13 protein-coding genes and 3 pseudogenes are annotated in these 15,834 nt (G+C 67.4%); 12 read left to right on the top strand and 4 right to left on the bottom strand.

What is annotated here, in order from left to right:
- Positions 1–183: 183 nt before the first annotated feature.
- The 3 genes from LPC10_RS00835 to LPC10_RS00825 all read left to right on the top strand — a co-directional run bounded on the left by LPC10_RS00835 (position 184) and on the right by LPC10_RS00825 (position 3,857).
- Complete coding sequence (locus LPC10_RS00835) at positions 184–1,734, top strand: PAS domain S-box protein (RefSeq protein ID WP_063987979.1); 1,551 nt, start codon at positions 184–186, stop codon at positions 1,732–1,734.
- Positions 1,724–2,344 (top strand): response regulator FixJ, encoded by a 621-nt coding sequence (gene fixJ, locus LPC10_RS00830; RefSeq protein ID WP_063987978.1) that lies wholly within the window; start codon positions 1,724–1,726, stop codon positions 2,342–2,344. Before LPC10_RS00835 ends, fixJ begins: the two co-directional genes overlap by 11 nt.
- Positions 2,345–2,831: 487 nt before the next feature.
- On the top strand, positions 2,832–3,857 hold the full coding sequence (locus LPC10_RS00825) for a cyclic nucleotide-binding domain-containing protein (protein WP_345968810.1): 1,026 nt from the start codon (positions 2,832–2,834) through the stop codon (positions 3,855–3,857).
- On the opposite strand, the gene pdxH is transcribed toward LPC10_RS00825, so the two are convergent.
- The gene (gene pdxH / locus LPC10_RS00820; RefSeq protein ID WP_370644621.1) at positions 3,811–4,311 is read right to left on the bottom strand and encodes a pyridoxamine 5'-phosphate oxidase; all 501 of its coding nucleotides are present in this window, start codon (positions 4,309–4,311) and stop codon (positions 3,811–3,813) included. The genes LPC10_RS00825 and pdxH overlap by 47 nt on opposite strands.
- Positions 4,312–4,841: 530 nt before the next feature.
- On the opposite strand from pdxH, the pseudogene LPC10_RS00815 reads away from it, so the two are divergent.
- Together LPC10_RS00815 and LPC10_RS00810 are read left to right on the top strand one after the other, a co-directional pair.
- Positions 4,842–4,979 (top strand): annotated as a pseudogene (locus tag LPC10_RS00815) (transposase); the annotation flags it as partial.
- A gap of 734 nt (positions 4,980–5,713) precedes the next feature.
- Positions 5,714–6,029: pseudogene (locus LPC10_RS00810) on the top strand (IS481 family transposase); the annotation flags it as partial.
- A 94-nt stretch (positions 6,030–6,123) separates the two neighbouring features.
- Here the strand turns inward: LPC10_RS00810 and LPC10_RS00805 are convergent.
- Positions 6,124–6,360: pseudogene (locus LPC10_RS00805) on the bottom strand (IS110 family transposase); the annotation flags it as partial.
- A 42-nt stretch (positions 6,361–6,402) separates the two neighbouring features.
- On the opposite strand from LPC10_RS00805, the gene LPC10_RS00800 reads away from it, so the two are divergent.
- Positions 6,403–7,149 carry a response regulator transcription factor gene (locus LPC10_RS00800; RefSeq protein WP_063987976.1) on the top strand — a complete coding sequence of 249 codons (747 nt, stop codon included), beginning with the start codon at positions 6,403–6,405 and terminating at the stop codon, positions 7,147–7,149.
- Positions 7,146–8,552 (top strand): ATP-binding protein, encoded by a 1,407-nt coding sequence (locus LPC10_RS00795; protein ID WP_231345060.1) that lies wholly within the window; start codon positions 7,146–7,148, stop codon positions 8,550–8,552. The genes LPC10_RS00800 and LPC10_RS00795 overlap by 4 nt, the downstream gene beginning before the upstream one ends.
- On the opposite strand, the gene LPC10_RS00790 is transcribed toward LPC10_RS00795, so the two are convergent.
- On the bottom strand, positions 8,486–9,181 hold the full coding sequence (locus LPC10_RS00790; protein WP_063987975.1) for a YoaK family protein: 696 nt from the start codon (positions 9,179–9,181) through the stop codon (positions 8,486–8,488). The genes LPC10_RS00795 and LPC10_RS00790 overlap by 67 nt on opposite strands.
- Before the next feature lie 277 nt (positions 9,182–9,458).
- On the opposite strand from LPC10_RS00790, the gene LPC10_RS00785 reads away from it, so the two are divergent.
- A complete protein-coding gene (locus LPC10_RS00785) occupies positions 9,459–9,722 on the top strand; it encodes a hypothetical protein (RefSeq protein WP_063987974.1) in 264 nt (87 codons plus the stop codon).
- Between the two features lie 223 nt (positions 9,723–9,945).
- Here LPC10_RS00785 and LPC10_RS00780 read toward each other — a convergent pair whose 3' ends face one another.
- On the bottom strand, positions 9,946–10,173 hold the full coding sequence (locus LPC10_RS00780) for a hypothetical protein (RefSeq protein ID WP_063987973.1): 228 nt from the start codon (positions 10,171–10,173) through the stop codon (positions 9,946–9,948).
- 192 nt (positions 10,174–10,365) lie between these two features.
- Here LPC10_RS00780 and LPC10_RS00775 point away from each other — a divergent pair, with 192 nt between their 5' ends.
- From LPC10_RS00775 to LPC10_RS00760, 4 genes are all read left to right on the top strand, one after another.
- Complete coding sequence (locus LPC10_RS00775) at positions 10,366–10,704, top strand: hypothetical protein (RefSeq protein WP_231345058.1); 339 nt, start codon at positions 10,366–10,368, stop codon at positions 10,702–10,704.
- 124 nt (positions 10,705–10,828) lie between these two features.
- Complete coding sequence (locus LPC10_RS00770) at positions 10,829–12,196, top strand: efflux RND transporter periplasmic adaptor subunit (protein ID WP_063987971.1); 1,368 nt, start codon at positions 10,829–10,831, stop codon at positions 12,194–12,196.
- Positions 12,197–12,207: 11 nt separating this feature from the next.
- Entirely contained in the window at positions 12,208–15,453 is a 3,246-nt protein-coding gene (locus tag LPC10_RS00765; RefSeq protein WP_231345057.1) for an efflux RND transporter permease subunit, read from the top strand.
- A 5-nt stretch (positions 15,454–15,458) separates the two neighbouring features.
- Positions 15,459–15,812 carry a hypothetical protein gene (locus tag LPC10_RS00760; protein WP_231345056.1) on the top strand — a complete coding sequence of 118 codons (354 nt, stop codon included), beginning with the start codon at positions 15,459–15,461 and terminating at the stop codon, positions 15,810–15,812.
- Positions 15,813–15,834 lie beyond the last annotated feature (22 nt).

The raw sequence follows: 15,834 nt of genomic DNA, 5'->3' as shown, positions 1-15,834 counted from the left end.
ATCGAGACAGGTTGCCTTGCGAAGCGGGATGCGTTGGAAAGGGGCCGCAGCGGCCGCACGGATGGCGGTTGCACCCGCTCCCGTCGAACGCTCCCGAACCCTGCGGCGGCGTCGGAGATGGCCTCGAAAAACCACCGGATGACGGATTTGTACGAATCCCGCTGCCCATGACTTCCGCTGCTCATGACGAAGCCTGACGACTCGTCTCGCCGGCAGGGGGCCGACGAAGACGTCCACACCGAGGAGCTCAGGCTGACCCTCGACGAGGCGGGCATCTGCAGTTGGGCGCTGCATATGCCGTCCGGCCGCGTCACGATCTCATCGACCTGTATCCAGTTGTTCGGTGTTCCGCCGAACGGCTTGGCGACCTTCGGCGCCATTCAAGACTGCGTGCACCCGGACGACCGCGCGGCTAGGGCTGACGCGATCCGGGACGCGATGGAGCGTGGCGGAAGCTACGAGGTCGACTATCGTGCGGTGCACCCCGACGGAAGCATTCGGTGGCTGCGCTCGCGCGGACAGGTGCAGGACGGCCCGGACGGTCGATCGTCCCGTCACCGGGGCGTGATCTTCAGCATCCACGAGCAGCGGCAGGCCGACGAAGAGTTGCGGGCCCGCGAGGCGCATCTGCGCTCGATCCTGGAGACCATCCCCGACGCCATGGTCGTCATCGACGAGCAGGCCCGGATCAAGTCCTTCAGCGCAGCCGCCGAGCGCCAGTTCGGCTACGCGCCGGACGAGGTGGAGGGTCACAACGTCAGCCTGCTCATGCCGGAGCCCTACCGCACCCAGCACGACGCCTACATGGCCCGCTACCTCACGACGGGGGAGCGGCGCATCATCGGCATTGGTCGGGTCGTTGTCGGCCGGCGCAAGGATGGATCGACCTTCCCGATGGAGCTCTCGGTCGGCGAGATGCGCTCCGGCGGCGAGCGCTATTTCACCGGGTTCATTCGTGACCTGACCGAGCGGCGGAACACGGGGACGCGCCTGCAGGAACTTCAGTCCGAGCTGGTGCACATGTCCCGCTTCACCGCGCTCGGCGAGATGGCCTCGACGCTGGCTCACGAGATCAACCAGCCGCTTACCGCGATCGCGAGCTATCTCAATGGCTGCCGGCGCATCCTCGGCCGCATGGAGGGGGCGGAAGTGCCGTTGCTCGCCGACGCCGTGAACCGAGCCGCCCAGCAGGCGCTGCGGGCGGGACAGGTCATCCGGCACCTGCGCGAGTTTGTCGCCCGCGGTGAGAGCGAACGGCACATCGAGGGGCTGCCGAAGCTGATCGAGGAGGCGAGCGCTTTGGCCCTCGTCGGAGCCAGGGAGAAGGGCGTGCACGTACGCTTCGATCTCGATCCGGACGCCCCGCTGGTGCTGGCCGATCGCATCCAGGTGCAGCAGGTGCTGCTCAACCTCATCCGCAATGCCATCGAGGCCATGCAGGGGGCACCCCATCGCGAGCTCGTCGTCGCGACGAAAGCTCTGCCGGTTGACGGTCTCGTGGAGGTGAGCGTCGCCGATACGGGCAGCGGCATCGCGCCCGAGGTGGCCTCCCAGCTGTTTCAGCCCTTCGTGACGACGAAAGCCAACGGCATGGGTGTCGGCCTATCGATCTGCCGCACCATCGTCGAGGCGCATGGCGGCAAGATCCTGGCCGAGCCTGGCCCCACGTGCGGGACGACCTTCCGCTTCACTCTGCGCACGTTCGATCGAAAGGAGCTCGCGCATGCCCACTGACGCACTCGTGCATGTCGTGGACGACGACTTGGCAGTGCGTCAGGCGCTGGCCTTCCTCCTCGCCGCCGATGGGCTGGCGGTGCGTGTGCACGAGTCCGCGAATGCCTACCTCGACGCCGTGACAGGCCCTGGGGGATGCATCGTCACCGACGTTCGGATGCCCGAGGTCGATGGCATCGAGTTCCTGCGTCGCCTCCGGCAGAAGGGGCCGATGCCGCCCGTCATTGTCATGACGGGCCATGCGGACGTGCCCCTGGCGGTGGAGGCCATGCGGGCGGGCGCCGTCCATTTCATCGCGAAGCCGTTCGACGACGAGGTGCTGCTTGCCAGCGTCAGGTCGGCGTTGGCCCAGGCGGAGCGGAGCGCGAACCTCGCCACTCAGCGCGACGCAGCACGAGCGCGTCTGGCCGCGCTCTCCGAGCGCGAGCGCCAAGTGCTGGATCGGCTGGTTGCCGGCAAGGCGAACAAAGTGATCGGCCTCGATCTCGGTATCAGCCCGTGGACTGTCGAGATCTACCGGGCCGACGTCATGTCGAAGCTGCAGGCGGACAGCCTGCCCGACCTTGTCCGGACGGCTCTCCTTGCCGGGCAGCTCGAAGACGGACGCTGACCCCTGCAAGCAGGTACGCGTCGGCAAGCTCGGAGGGTCCAACGGTCGCCCCCATGCACCTTTGTCGGGGTGTCCGGATACCGACCGGTCCATCCGGGCGCCGAGGCGCTCAGGCGAGATCTTCGTCCGGCGCCCACGCATCGGCCCCTGCGCAACTGCGACGTCGAGCTTCCCGCAATCCTATTCACGGCTCGACCTTCGTTACGACCTGTAGCGATGCGCTGTCTGTCCAGGCTTCCGGTACCTCGTCGAGAAGCCGTTCGAGGACGTCTCGCTCCCCGACAGGATCATTGACGCCCTCTCACCGTCCGCCTGAGAGCCGTCGGGTACCTCCGTAATTCCCCCTAGGTGCGCCCCTTAAGAGAAGAACCGGAATTTCACCCCAGCCAGGTACGGCATTGCCATGGAGCCACGTTCCGCCCCCCCGGAGGCTCCCATGTAGACCTCCCTCGCCACAGCCGGCCTCGTCCCCGTCCTCTCGGCGACCCTGTCGAACCGTGTTTCGACGGCCTGCCTCGATTCCGAGACCTGCGGTGGGGCACGTCGGAACTACGAGGCCGATGGGGAGATCTTCGCCGAGGGCGACCGGGCGATCTGTTTCTACAAGGTCGTTTCCGGCGCGGTCCGGACCTACAAGCTCCTTTCGGACGGGCCTCGTCAGATCGACGCCGTTCACCTGCCGGACGACATCTTCGGCTTGGAGGCGGACGAGGAGCACCGATTCGGCGCGGAGGTTGTCACCGCGACGCGACTGATCGATCACCGGCGCGAGCTCCGAGGCTTGGTCGGCGACGACGGTGTCCTGGCCCGCGAGGTCGTGGCGGCGGTGATGCGCGGTCTGGAGCGGGCGCAGGATCATATGATGCTGCTGGAGCGCAAATCGGCCAAGGAACGGATCGCCACCTTCCTGTTCAGCCTGTCGCAGCGGATGTCGAACGGCAGCTCTGCGCCATCTAGCCGGCTGACCCGCCAAGCCATGGGCGCGGGTGGATCGGTGCTCCTGGCATACCGCCCGGTCGGAACATGCTGGAGCCGTTCCCGATCGCGTTTGAATCGTCCGCGGCCCTTATACGCTATCCGGTTGATTGCTTCGGACTCTCCTGCGCCCTTGCAAGGCGAAGCCGAAGTGATGACGAAGTGGCATCGAAGGGATCAACCGGAAGCCGTATCAGTTCTTGATTTGACGCGCTCTGCTGCGCCGAACCGGTATTCACTTCGACGGAGAGTGCTCCAGCGGCCGCGCAGGAGCACGGCCTTGATCCGACGATCGCGAATCATCCCGCGCAAGAGTGGGCCGGCGAGAACGTTCGGGATCGAGCCGGTGCAGCACGTAGACCGAGCCCGCTGCCACAACCTCGTGGGTTCGCGCCTCGGCGAGCCGGTCCTCGCGGTCGATAGGCGCGAGGCCGAGCTCCGTTGGGCGAGATCTCACCGAAGAGGTGAGTTGTGGCGTGTCCCACTCTACCTCAGGGATAGAGGCGTCCGGATGTCCAGCCGGCATCGCACCGCGTGAACCGGATGCGATCGTGGAGGCGGTAGCCTCCCCCTCGCCAGAATTCGAATGCGACCGGAACGAGGCGGAAGCCTCTCCAATGGGATGGTCGAAGCACCGGCCTGCCTTCGAAGCGCGTGGTCGCGGCATCGACCTCGAGAAGCAGGGTCTCACGATCCGAGAGCGGCTCCGATTGTCGGCTCGCGACGGCCCCGAGCCGACTCCCGCGCGGACGACGAGCAAAGTAGGCATCCGACTCTACCGGATCGATCGGCTGGACCGCGCCCCGGGCGCGGACCTGCCGGCACAGGCTTTCCCAGTGGAGGACGACCGCGGCCTGCGCGTTCTCGGCAAGCTGCATGCCCTTGGCGGACCGCTCGTTGGTGAAGAACACAAGTCCGCGCTCGTCGTAGGACTTCAGCAACACGATACGGGCGTCTGGGAGCCCATCGCATCCCGCGGTGGCGAGTGTCATGGCATGCGGGTCATTCGACTCCGAGAGTCAGGCCTGCGCCATCCACACCCCGAACAGGGGCCACGGATCAACGTAGCCCTCGAACTCGTCCACTTCGGCCGATGGCGGTGCGCGGTGATGGTCGTCTTGCGGCACTGTTTTCCGAGCCCAAGGCACCGCTTCGGCTGAGGAAGATGATGCACGTCGGTTCCCCAGCGCGATGACGCAGATCAACGACAGCGCGGAACGCCGCCACCGGATTTGGATCACGACGACCGCCGACGAGGTCTGTGACGAACGCACCGTTCCTTGCCGGAGAGCGGCTACGACCTGATCGGCCCGTGGCACTCGGCAACGGCCCACAATGCGGCTCAGATGACGCCGGCCACTGCCAACGGCCACTATCGCGAGGTTCCATCGGGGCGCGCTCACCCGCCGAGGTGCGAGCTAGAGCATCGTTCCGAAGGGCGGAGCCCGGCTTTCGGAACGGCGATTATGTAGCTGCAAACCCGGCGCTCTCGCGGTACAGCTTGATCGTCGAAGCCCGAGCTATGTCCGTTCTCAGCCATCCTCAGTTTCACTGCGAAGAAGCCGCGTTCGATTAGCTTGAGGAGACGCTGTGGCCGCAGGGTCCAGTTTGCCCGCACTGTGGCGGCATGGGTCGCATCGGCAAGATCAAGGCGAACAAGGAAGCTCGCGTTCGCACTCTTGACGAGCTTGGACTGCACGACGGACCGTCTCAGTCGTCGTGGTGGTGTGGTGGAGAACCTGTCCCATAGCGCGACCTCCAAGCAGCATCAGTCGTACCACCACACAGCGGGACCAAACATCTAGAGCCCCCAAACCAACACGGGTGGTCGGGGACCGTAGCCCCCGACGCGTCATGCCGATATCAAGACGCTGTCTGCGACCGCATCAGTGGAACTGGCGACCATGCCCGCCGCGGAACCCGCGGCCCGGGCCGCCCAAGTGCCGGCCTCCATACCCGCCGCGACCGTAGAACCGCGGACGCGGGCTGTGTCCTCCGAACCCGCGACCATGGCGACCTCCACGGTAGCCCTGGGGCCGTCCATGCCCGCCATGACCATACTGGACGGTTTCAACGGACGAGGCAGCATTAGATGTCGACGGTACGGCCAGCGGTGCTGCTGAGGCCGCAGGTGCCAGCAGCAGGCTGGCGATAACGAAGATAGCTTTGCGCAATGGATCACTCCTGAGCTGCGCGACCGGACGAGGGCGCAGTCTGAGAGCATGTAGGGCGGTGAATGGTTCAACGAAGACCCCACTATGTTCGACATCTTCAGCCGCAAGCGCCGTAAGGAGCGCCACCGTCGCAAGGAACAAGCGAACCGTCTGCGTCGCGCCTGCCCCCTTGCCCCCAAGGGGCTCGCCGCAGTCGGCCCATTCTGCCTCGGACCCAGGCCTATTCGTGGCCATCGACCGCACAAGCAAGTTTGCCTTCGTTCAACTGCACGAAAAGGCCACTCAACGGATCGCAGCAGCCTTTCTACACGATCTGGTCGCTGCCGTGCCGTACACGATCCACACGGTGCTAACAGGTAATGGCATCCGGTTGGCCGGCAATCTTACGGTGGACAAGGAGGCCGCCTATTGGGCGACCCGGGACCGGCCGCGCATCTACCGCTGGCACTCGTTTGAGGGGGCCTGCGAGCAGACCAAGATCGAGCATCGCCTGACAAAAGCCGCGCTGTCCATGGACGACGGATGAAGTTGAACAGTCCCCTTGTTGCGATCTGTGCTATTTTGTTGCCGCCCACGGGCGACCGCGTGACGAAGAGCCAGGTTCGAGGTGCAAGCCCGGCCGCGCCGTCTTCATAGTCGCTCCTCCTTTGCGGCGCCCGTGGGTACGCGCCGCCCACGCCGGCTCCAGCCCTCAGTCAGGTGTTGGTAGGCGACCTCCGCCTGCTCGACACGCCGCCGCTCCTCCTGTCAGACGCGTGTCAGGTTGTAGGCGTAGGCCGTTCCGCGCTGACCACGCCGTGGCGGCTCGCCCGAGCGCAGCTCCAGTTCCCGCAGCTTCTTGGCGTGGAGCGCCGGACGCACCCAAGTGTTCGTAATGGACCTCGCGGCGATGAATGAAACGGTTGGCTGATGGAACGCGATGACAGACTGGGAGCGGGCTGCGCACAGGAGCACATCCTCCTGATCGAAGACGACGACGGCATGCGGGTGTTGGTCACACGAATTCTGAGGGAAAACGGCTATCGCGTCACCTGTTGCCGGAGCGGCGCAGAGATGTGGTCGCTGCTGCCCGAACCGTCGGCCGACCTCATTCTGCTCGACGTGATGCTGCCCGGTGCCTCCGGCTTCGACCTGCTGCGGGCGCTGCGAACCAAAGGCACCGTGCCGGTCATCATGCTCTCCGCCCGCAACGAAGAGGCGGACCGGGTGCTCGGGCTCGAACTCGGAGCCGACGACTACGTCGCCAAGCCGTTCGGCCGGCCGGAACTCCTGGCCCGCATCCGCGCGGTGCTGCGCCGGACCGCCATCGCGCCGACTGCCACCGGGGCGGCCAGGGCACAGATTCTGACCTTCGACGGTTGGCGGCTCGATTTGCGCAGCCGGCAGCTGACCGATCCCGAGGGGGCAGCCGTCGACCTCTCGGGGGCCGAGCACGACCTTCTCATGGTGTTCTTGGAGCATCCCGGGCGCGTGCTCGGCCGCGAGCAGATCCTGGAGATGAGCCGCGGACGGCTCGCTGCCCCGTCCGACCGCAGCGTCGACACCCTGGTCAGCCGACTCAGGCGCAAGCTCGAACCGCCCGAAGGCACGCTCCCCGTGATCAAGACGGTTCGCGGCTCCGGCTACATGATGACCGCCAAGGTTGAGCGGGCATGAAATTTCTGGTCGATCTAGCCCGCAGCCTGGAGGGGCGCACCGTCGCCGTGCTGTTGCTGGCGGTACTCGTGGTCCACGGGGGCGCGTTGCTGCTGTACCGTCAGTCGGCGGCGGCGGCGGCCGACGAGGCGTTCGCCAACGAGGTGGCACGACAGCTCGGCTTGGCGCGGGAAGCGGTACTGCGGCGACCGCCGGAGGAGCGTGGCATCGAGGCAAAAGCCCTCTCGTCGGGTCATTTCGAGATAGGCTGGGAGCGGGGATCATCCGCCGAGACCGGCAAGACCGACCCCGCCTTGCGCGGTCTGCGCGACCGCGTCCTGGAGATCGAGCCCGTGCTCGGCCCAGGTCTGGCGCTCGCCCTGGCGGCGCCGGACGAGCCGCTGCACCAACAGGACCTGCGCGGCGCCTTCCCGCTACCGGACGGCAGCTTCCTGACCTTCCGGTCCGCCCATTCGCCTCACTTGGTCCACCTTGCACCCTGGGCGTATCTCGCCACCGCGATGGCCATCTTGGTCGGCGTCGCCGCCGTCGTGCTGGTGCACCGGATCGCCGGCCCGCTCAGGGAACTGACGCACGCCACCGTCCGGATCGGGCACGGTACGGTCGTGTCCGTGCCTGAGGTCGGACCGGACGAGACCCGGGGGATCGGTCGGGCGCTGAACGCGATGCAAGGGCGCATCCACCGCCTCGTCGCGGAACGGACGCAGGCTTTGGCGGCGGTCTCGCACGATCTGCGCACGCCGATCGCCCGGCTCCGTCTTCGCCTGGACAAGGTCGATGACCTTGCGGACCGCCGTGCCATGGCTGCCGACCTCGACGACATGCAGGCCATGATCGACGCGACGCTGTCGTACCTGCGTGGCGAAGCCGACCCGGAAGCACGGCAGGTCGTCAACGTGGCGAGCGTGCTGATGAGCGTCGCCGACGCCTCCGCGGACGTGGGCCGCGAGGTGGGCTACGACGGCCCCGGCCGGGCGCTGGCGTCGGTACGTCCCGTTGCCTTCCGCCGCGCGGTCGAGAACCTTGTCGACAACGGTGTGCGCTACGGGATCCGGGTCCGGGTCGGCATCGAGATCGAAGAGGCGACCCTGGTGGTGCGCATCGACGACGACGGCCCCGGCATCGCGCCGGAGGACGTCGCCCGGGCCTTCCAGCCCTTCACCAGGCTGGAGGGGTCGCGTAACCGCAACACGGGCGGGACGGGGCTCGGACTGACCATCGCCCGGCGCGCGGTCGAGGCGGACGGCGGCACGCTCGTCCTGTCGAACCGGCCAGAGGGCAGCCTGCGGGCCGAGATCCGCCTGTCGAGGGCGAAGGGACTTGGCCGAGACGCCGCCTACCGGGCGGTCGCCGGTGCGTCGGGGTGTGCGTCCGGCTGCGCCGACCGCTCGTTCGAGACGTAGCCGCTCCCGGGCAGTGCCACCGTGAGGATGATGCCGGCGACAGCCAACGACGCGGAGAGGGCCGCCGGAACGAGGAAGGCATCGGGTCCAAGGGCCTTCTGGATGAAGCCGCCGGCGACGGCGCCAAGTGTCAGGCCCGCCCAAAGCGGTGCCTGTAGCCAGAACGACGGCGCGGGCTTGTGCAGGACCATGTTCGCCAGACCGGTCCCGAAACGTACGACGGTTCCGGTGACGTAGGTCAGGGCGAGGCTCCGCCCGGCCTCATCCTGCAGGGTCGCATTCAGCATGCCGAGGGCAAGGACGACGGGATAGGCGTGAAGAGGAAACGCATCTGGGGCCTCTGGCAGAAGGTTCCCGATGGACAGCAGGACGGCCTGCGCGCCGAGCAGGACCGAAAGACGCCACCGCCCGGCCCAGGCCGCGACGAGGGTGCCGACGAACGCGCCGAAGCAGAACAGCGCGATGGTGCTGCCGAACCTGGCGACGCCCGACCAATCGAAGGAACTTGCCGCGACGCCGAACCGGGTCGTGTTCCCGCTCATGAACGACATGAACAGTTGGGAGTGTTCCAGGAAGCCTATCGAGTCGACCGCACCGGCCAGGAATGCCAGCGCGACGGCCAGAGGCACGCGGGTCTCGGGTCTCGACGGGAAGGATTTGTCCACCTGGCCACCTGTCGCTGCCGCATCGAATCTCGCCGGGGTCGCGTTCGACCCGGCGTCCGGTCCTGCGGGGAGCCGGTAGGGCTACGTCGATCCCATGGCCGAGGCTTTGCTCGACCTTGACGAAGTGTGTCGGCACGCGTGCCTGACACACTTCGTCACGAACGCGGCGAACGGCAGTCAAACGGGTCGGCTATCTCCACTCCTCAAGCGGCCATGGGGCCGATGGAAGGGAGACAGATCGATGAAGCGTACGCTTGCCGCCGTTCTCACCGCTGCGATGCTGGGCGGGGCCGCAGCGCCTGCCCTTGCGGTCGACGGGCACGGCAACGCCTCCAATCCGGAGCGCAGCGTCCCGAACACGGGTGGCGTCTCCGGCGGACCCGCCCACCGTGACGATCCGCGGGTGCGGGAGGCGCAGGAGAAAGGCCCGGACGGCAAGCCCGCGCATCGCGAAGGCGACGGCCACGCGCACGGGCACAGCCAGGACAAGCCCGGCAAGAAGTAAGCTTCCCACAGGGTGACACGATGAGCGGGAGATGCGCGATGCGGTTGCTGCCCCTGCTCTTCGTCTTCGCGCTCCTGGCCGCGAGCCTCGGCTATGCGCTCGCGGCGTCGCCTTGCATGGACAAAGGTTCACGATGCGGGACCGCCCCCTCACGCATCGTGGAAACGCCCGCCTCGACGCAAGTTGGGGCGGGCGCCCACCATGATCCGTCTTTTCGGGACCTTCAGTCGTCGAAGTCGTGGTGATGGCGGCGTTCAAAGCCGTGGTGGTCCTCGTCCCGGTAGTCGTGATGACGGCGACGAACCTCCACGTGGTCGTGGTCGCCGTGATGGTAGCGGCGCACCTCCTCGTGATGGTGGGGAGGTGGTCCGTAGCCGTAATATTGGGCCGACGCGGCCACGGGGGCCGACGCGGCGGCGACGGTCATGAGGGCGATCAGGAGACTTTTCATGGTCGGAGGTCCCTTTTCTGATCGCAACAGGTTCCATTGACGACTTTGAACAGGGTGTGAAGCAACCGTTGATGCAGTCTCCGGCCAGGAATGCCTTCACCACGGGAGGCGATCATAGCTTGCGACATAGCCTCTGAAACGCACATAAGGATGGCGATGAGTTCGGCGCAGCGCCATAGGACCTTTGAGGTGATGACGGGGTGGTGGGCAACCGCTGCCCTCGCGCTCGTCCTGGCGCTAGCCATCGCGATGTCGACCACTGGGCTGGCGTCGGATCTTTCCCATCATCAGGGCCATCCGGGCCACGACCAGACCGAACTCTCGTTCGTCACGGACACGGCCTCCGGCGTGGATCAGGCCTCCGATACCGGGGCAACCGGCCATGTCGATTGCGGCTGCCACGTCGCCCTGAGTGCGGTCGTCGCTGGCGGTGCCACGCCACGGAACGGCATGCGTCCGTCCTTCGCCACGTTGTCCGAGATCGTGTCCTTGGTCTCTCCCGACCGCCTGCCACGGCCGCCGCGCATCTGAGGTGACGCCGCAAAGGTGGCGCGTCCCGAATCCGGATCCTGGCGACCCGGGCCATCTCCTCACGTTACCGACCGCGATTGTCGGGCATGCCTTCATCGGCTCCCGGCACGACCGAGCAGGCATCATGCGCATCCTTCTGACCGCCCTCATCCTGGCCGCCGGCGTTCTCGTGGGCGCTGGCGTTCCCGCCGTCTCCGGCTTCGTCCAGGGTCTGCTGACCTCGGTCGGCCTGCCCCCGAGCGTCCTCACCTTCGCCGACGGTCCCACAAGCGCGAAATCTGCCGAGGCTCCGGCCGACGATGCCGGCCATGCCGAGGGTGATGGCCACGCCCATGGCAAGCCGTCGGCCAAGCCCAGGGCCGAGCAGGCCCAAGGCGAGCACGAGCACTCCGAAGCCGAGGGCGAGGAGGGGCACGTCAAGATGACCGCCGAGCAGATCGAGAACCAAGACATCAAGGTGGCCAAGGCCGAGGGCGGTACCCTGTCCCGCCACATCCTGGTGCCCGGCACGATCACGCCCGACACCGACCGGATCGCGCGCGTTCCGGCCCGGGTCGTCGGCACCGTCGCCGAGATGCGCAAGCGCCTCGGCGATGCCGTCAAGAAGGACGAGGTCGTCGCCGTCCTCGACAGCCGCGAGGTCGCGGACGCCAAGAGCGAGTACCTGACCGCCTCGGTGAAGGCCGACCTGGAGAAGACCAACTTCGAGCGGCAGCAGGCGCTCTGGGACAAGCGGATCTCGGCCGAGAGCGCCTTCCTGAACGCCAAGGCCGTCTATTCCGAGGCGACGCTTCGTCAGGACCTGGCGCGTCAGAAGCTGTCGGCGCTCGGTCTCGACGCGGCGGCGGTCGCCAAGCTGGCCAAGCGCGACGAGACCACCCCGAACCTGTCGAGCCTGCGCCAGTACGAACTGCGCTCGCCGATGTCGGGGCGCATCGTCGAGCGTAAGGTCGACGTCGGCACCGCGGTTGGCAAGGAAGGCGACCCCTCCGATCTCTACACCGTCGCCGACCTCTCGACGGTCTGGATCGAACTCGCCGTTCCGACCTCGGAACTCGCCAAGGTCAAGGAGGGCGCCACCGTGACGGTCGCGCCGGGCCAGGAGGGCGGCGAGCAGCACGAGAAGGGCAAGGTCGTCTTCGTCAGTCCTTTCCTCACCGCCGACACGCGTGCCGCCAAGGTCATCGTCGCCCTGCCCAACAAGGACATGGCTTGGCGTCCGGGAACCTACGTCACCGCCGAGGTCGAGATCTCGCGGGATGCCGTTCCGGTGAGCGTGCCCAAGGGGGCCCTCCAGACCGTCGAGGGCAAGCGCGTCGTCTTCGTCCGTACGGACGAGGGTTTCGAGAAGCGTGAGGTCGAACTCGGGCGCTCCGACGACGACGCCTACGAGGTCGCCTCGGGTCTCAAGCCCGGCGAGGCCATCGCCGTCGGCAACACCTTCCTCCTCAAGGCCGAGCTCGGAAAGAGCGAAGCCGACCACGCGCATTGAGGGCGCGGGACATGATTTCGAAGATCCTCGACTTCTCGGTCCACCAGCGCTGGCTCGTGCTGCTGCTGTCGCTGCTGGCGGCAGGGTTCGGCGGCTATGCGGTGACCAAGCTACCCATCGACGCCGTCCCAGACATCACCAACAACCAGGTCCAGATCAACACGACTGCGCCCTCGCTCTCGCCCGTCGACATCGAGAAGCAGGTCACCTACCCGGTCGAGACCGCGCTCGCCGGCATCAAGGGGCTTGAGTACACCCGCTCGCTCTCGCGCAACGGCTTCTCGCAGGTCACCGCCGTCTTCGCGGAGAAGCTCGACATCTACTTCGCGCGCCAGCAGGTCGCCGAACGCCTCTCGCAGGTGAAGCAGGACCTCCCGCCCGGCGCAGAGCCCGCCATGGGCCCGATCTCGACGGGCCTGGGCGAGATCTACATGTGGTCGATCCACTACGCGAAGCCGGGCGAGCGCAAGGTCTCGGCCGCGGGCAAGCCCGGTTGGCAGCCGGACGGCAGCTACCTGACGCCGGAAGGTCAGGGCCTCACGACGGAACTGGAACAGACCGCCTACCTGCGCACGGTCCAGGACTGGATCATCCGCCCCCAGATCAAGACGGTCCCGGGGGTCGCCGGCATCGACGGCATCGGCGGCTTCGAGAAGCAGTACCACGTCCAGCCGGACCCGACGAAGCTCGCCGCCCGCGACCTGTCCTTCGGCGACGTCGCCCGCGCCCTGGAGACGAACAACGCCAACCAGGGCGCGCGCTACCTGGAGGACAACGGCGAGGGCTACGTCGTTCGCGCTGCCGGGCGCCTGGAGAGCATGGACGAGATCGGCGACGTGGTCGTCGCCACCCGTGCCGGCGTCCCGGTGCGCATCCGGGACATCGCCGAGGTCCGCATCGGCAAGGACCTGCGCACCGGCTCCGGCAGCGAGAACGGCCAGGAGGTCGTGATCGGCACGGCCCTGATGTTGATCGGGGACAACAGCCGTAAGGTCGCCGCCGCGGTCGACGCGCGCATGGAGCAGATCCGCAAGTCGCTGCCGCCGGGGGTCGAGGTGCAGACCGTCCTCGACCGTACCCGCCTCGTCGAAGCCACCATCAAGACCGTGGCCAAGAACCTGTCCGAGGGCGCCGCCCTCGTCATCGTCATCCTGTTCCTGCTGCTCGGCAACATCCGCGCGGCCATCATCACGGCGCTCGTCATCCCGGTCGCCATGCTGATGACCATGACCGGGATGGTCGAGGCCAAGATCTCGGCCAACCTGATGAGTCTGGGCGCCCTCGACTTCGGCCTCATCGTCGACGGGGCGGTCATCATCACCGAGAACGCCCTGCGGCACCTCGCCGAGAAGCAGCACGAGCTCGGGCGGGCCCTCGCCACCGAGGAGCGCCTGCAGACGGTGCGGGCCTCGGCGGAGGAGATGATCAAGCCGTCGCTCTACGGACAGGCCATCATCATCCTCGTCTACGTGCCGCTCCTGACCTTCACCGGGGTCGAGGGCAAGATGTTCGAGCCGATGGCCCTGACCGTCATCATCGCGCTCGTGGCCGCCTTCGTCCTGTCGCTGACGTTCGTGCCGGCCCTGATCTCCATCGTGATCAGCGGCAAGGTCACCGAGGAGGACAACCTCATCATCCGGGCGCTCAAGGCCGCCTACCGGCCGGTGCTGGCCTCTGCTGTTCGCGCGCCCGTCGCCTTCGTCGCCGGGGCGCTCCTGCTTCTCGTCGGTGCGGGAATCCTGTCCACGCGCCTGGGCACCGAGTTCATCCCGCAACTCGACGAGAAGAGCATCGCGCTGAACGCGACCCGCATCCCCTCGACCTCGCTGACCCAGTCGCAGGCGATGCAGTTGAAGGTCGAGCAGGCCGTGTCGAAGTTCCCTCAGGTGGCTTACGTCTTCTCGAAGACCGGCACGGCGGAGGTCGCCTCGGACCCGATGCCGCCGAACTCGTCGGACACCTTCGTCATCCTGAAGCCTCAGGAGGAATGGCCCGACCCGAGCCTGTCCAAGGCGGACCTGCAGGAGCAGATCGAGAAGGCGGTCGGCGAGCTTGCCGGCAACGTCTACGAGTTCTCCCAGCCGATCCAGCTGCGCTTCAACGAGCTCCTGGCCGGCACCCGCGGCGACCTCGCCGTGAAGGTGTTCGGCGAGGAGTTCGAGCCGATGCTCAAGGCGGCGAACCAGGTCGCCCAGGTGCTGCGCGGCATCACCGGGGCGGAGGACGTCAAGGTCGAGCAGACCGCCGGCCTGCCGTTCCTGGAGATCAAGATCAACAAGGCCGAGGCCGCCCGCTACGGGCTCAGCATCGGCGCCATCCAGGACGTCGTGGGTGCGGCCATCGGCGGCAAGGATGCGGGCGTGGTGTTCGAGGGCGACCGGCGCTTCCCCATCGTCGTGCGCCTGAACGACAAGGTGCGCGAGGACCGCGAGGCCCTGGAGAACATCCCGGTGCCCCTGCCGCCCGGCCCCGGCGGTCGCGCGAGTTCGGTGCTGCTCAAGCAGGTGGCGTCGTTCTCGGTGACCGAGGGTCCGAACCAGATCAGCCGCGAGAACGGCAAGCGCCGGGTCGTGGTCACCGCCAACGTGCGCGGCCGCGACATTGGCTCGCTGGTGGCGGAGGCGCAAGGAAAGGTCGCCACCCAGGTCCAGCTTCCCTCCGGCTACTACGTCACCTGGGGTGGCCAGTTCGAGAATCTCGCCTCGGCCAAGCAGCGTCTCATGATCGTGGTGCCGGTCTGCTTCTTCCTGATCTTCCTGTTGCTCTACTCGGCGCTAGGCTCGCCCCGGGACGCCCTGCTCGTGTTCAGCGCGGTCCCCCTGGCCCTGACCGGCGGCATCGCGGCGCTGTGGCTGCGGGGCATGCCCATCTCGGTGCCGGCGGCGGTCGGGTTCATCGCGCTCTCGGGTGTGGCGGTGCTGAACGGGCTCGTCATGCTCACCTTCATCAAGCAACTCGTCGCCGAAGGGCGGCCCAAGCGCGAGGCCATCCTCGAAGGCGCCATGACCCGGCTGCGGCCGGTTGCGATGACGGCGCTCGTGGCCTCGCTCGGCTTCGTGCCGATGGCCATCGCCACGGAGACCGGCGCCGAGATCCAGCGGCCGCTCGCGACCGTGGTCATCGGCGGCCTGATCAGTGCGACCCTGCTGACGTTGGTCGTGCTTCCGGCCCTGTACGCGCGCTTCGGCAGGGTCGAGACCGCGGAGGCGGCCGACCCGGTGCCAGCGGCCTCCCGGCAGCTCAAGGCAGCGGAGTAGCGTCGATGGGAAGGGTCCTGTCGAACGTGCTCGTCTGGTCCGGCTTGATCCTGGCCGCCCAGGCCGGGCCGGCCAAGATCGTCGGCATTGGGGCCGTCTCCTGCGCCCGGTTCGGCGCGGATGCCGCGGCGCATCCGGCCGCGGAGCGCGACTACTTCGCGTGGGCGCAGGGGTTCATGTGCGGTGCCTTGATCCGGGCGCCGGACGGGGTCGACGAAGGCTTGGACCTCGCTCCGCCGTCCATGCCCCTGGCCGCACAGGCGGACTTCCTGCGTGCGTACTGCGCGGCCAATCCGGCCACGGATTATTCGGAAGCCGTTCGCGCCCTCAACCACCGACTGCGTGGACCCGCGTCCTAGAAACCGGGTCCGATGGGGAACC

Origin of the sequence: Methylorubrum sp. B1-46, assembly GCF_021117295.1 — a bacterium.
Lineage (GTDB): Bacteria > Pseudomonadota > Alphaproteobacteria > Rhizobiales > Beijerinckiaceae > Methylobacterium.
The sequence above is the reverse complement of the archived record's forward strand: the minus strand, read 5'-3'. Positions and strand labels throughout refer to the sequence as shown.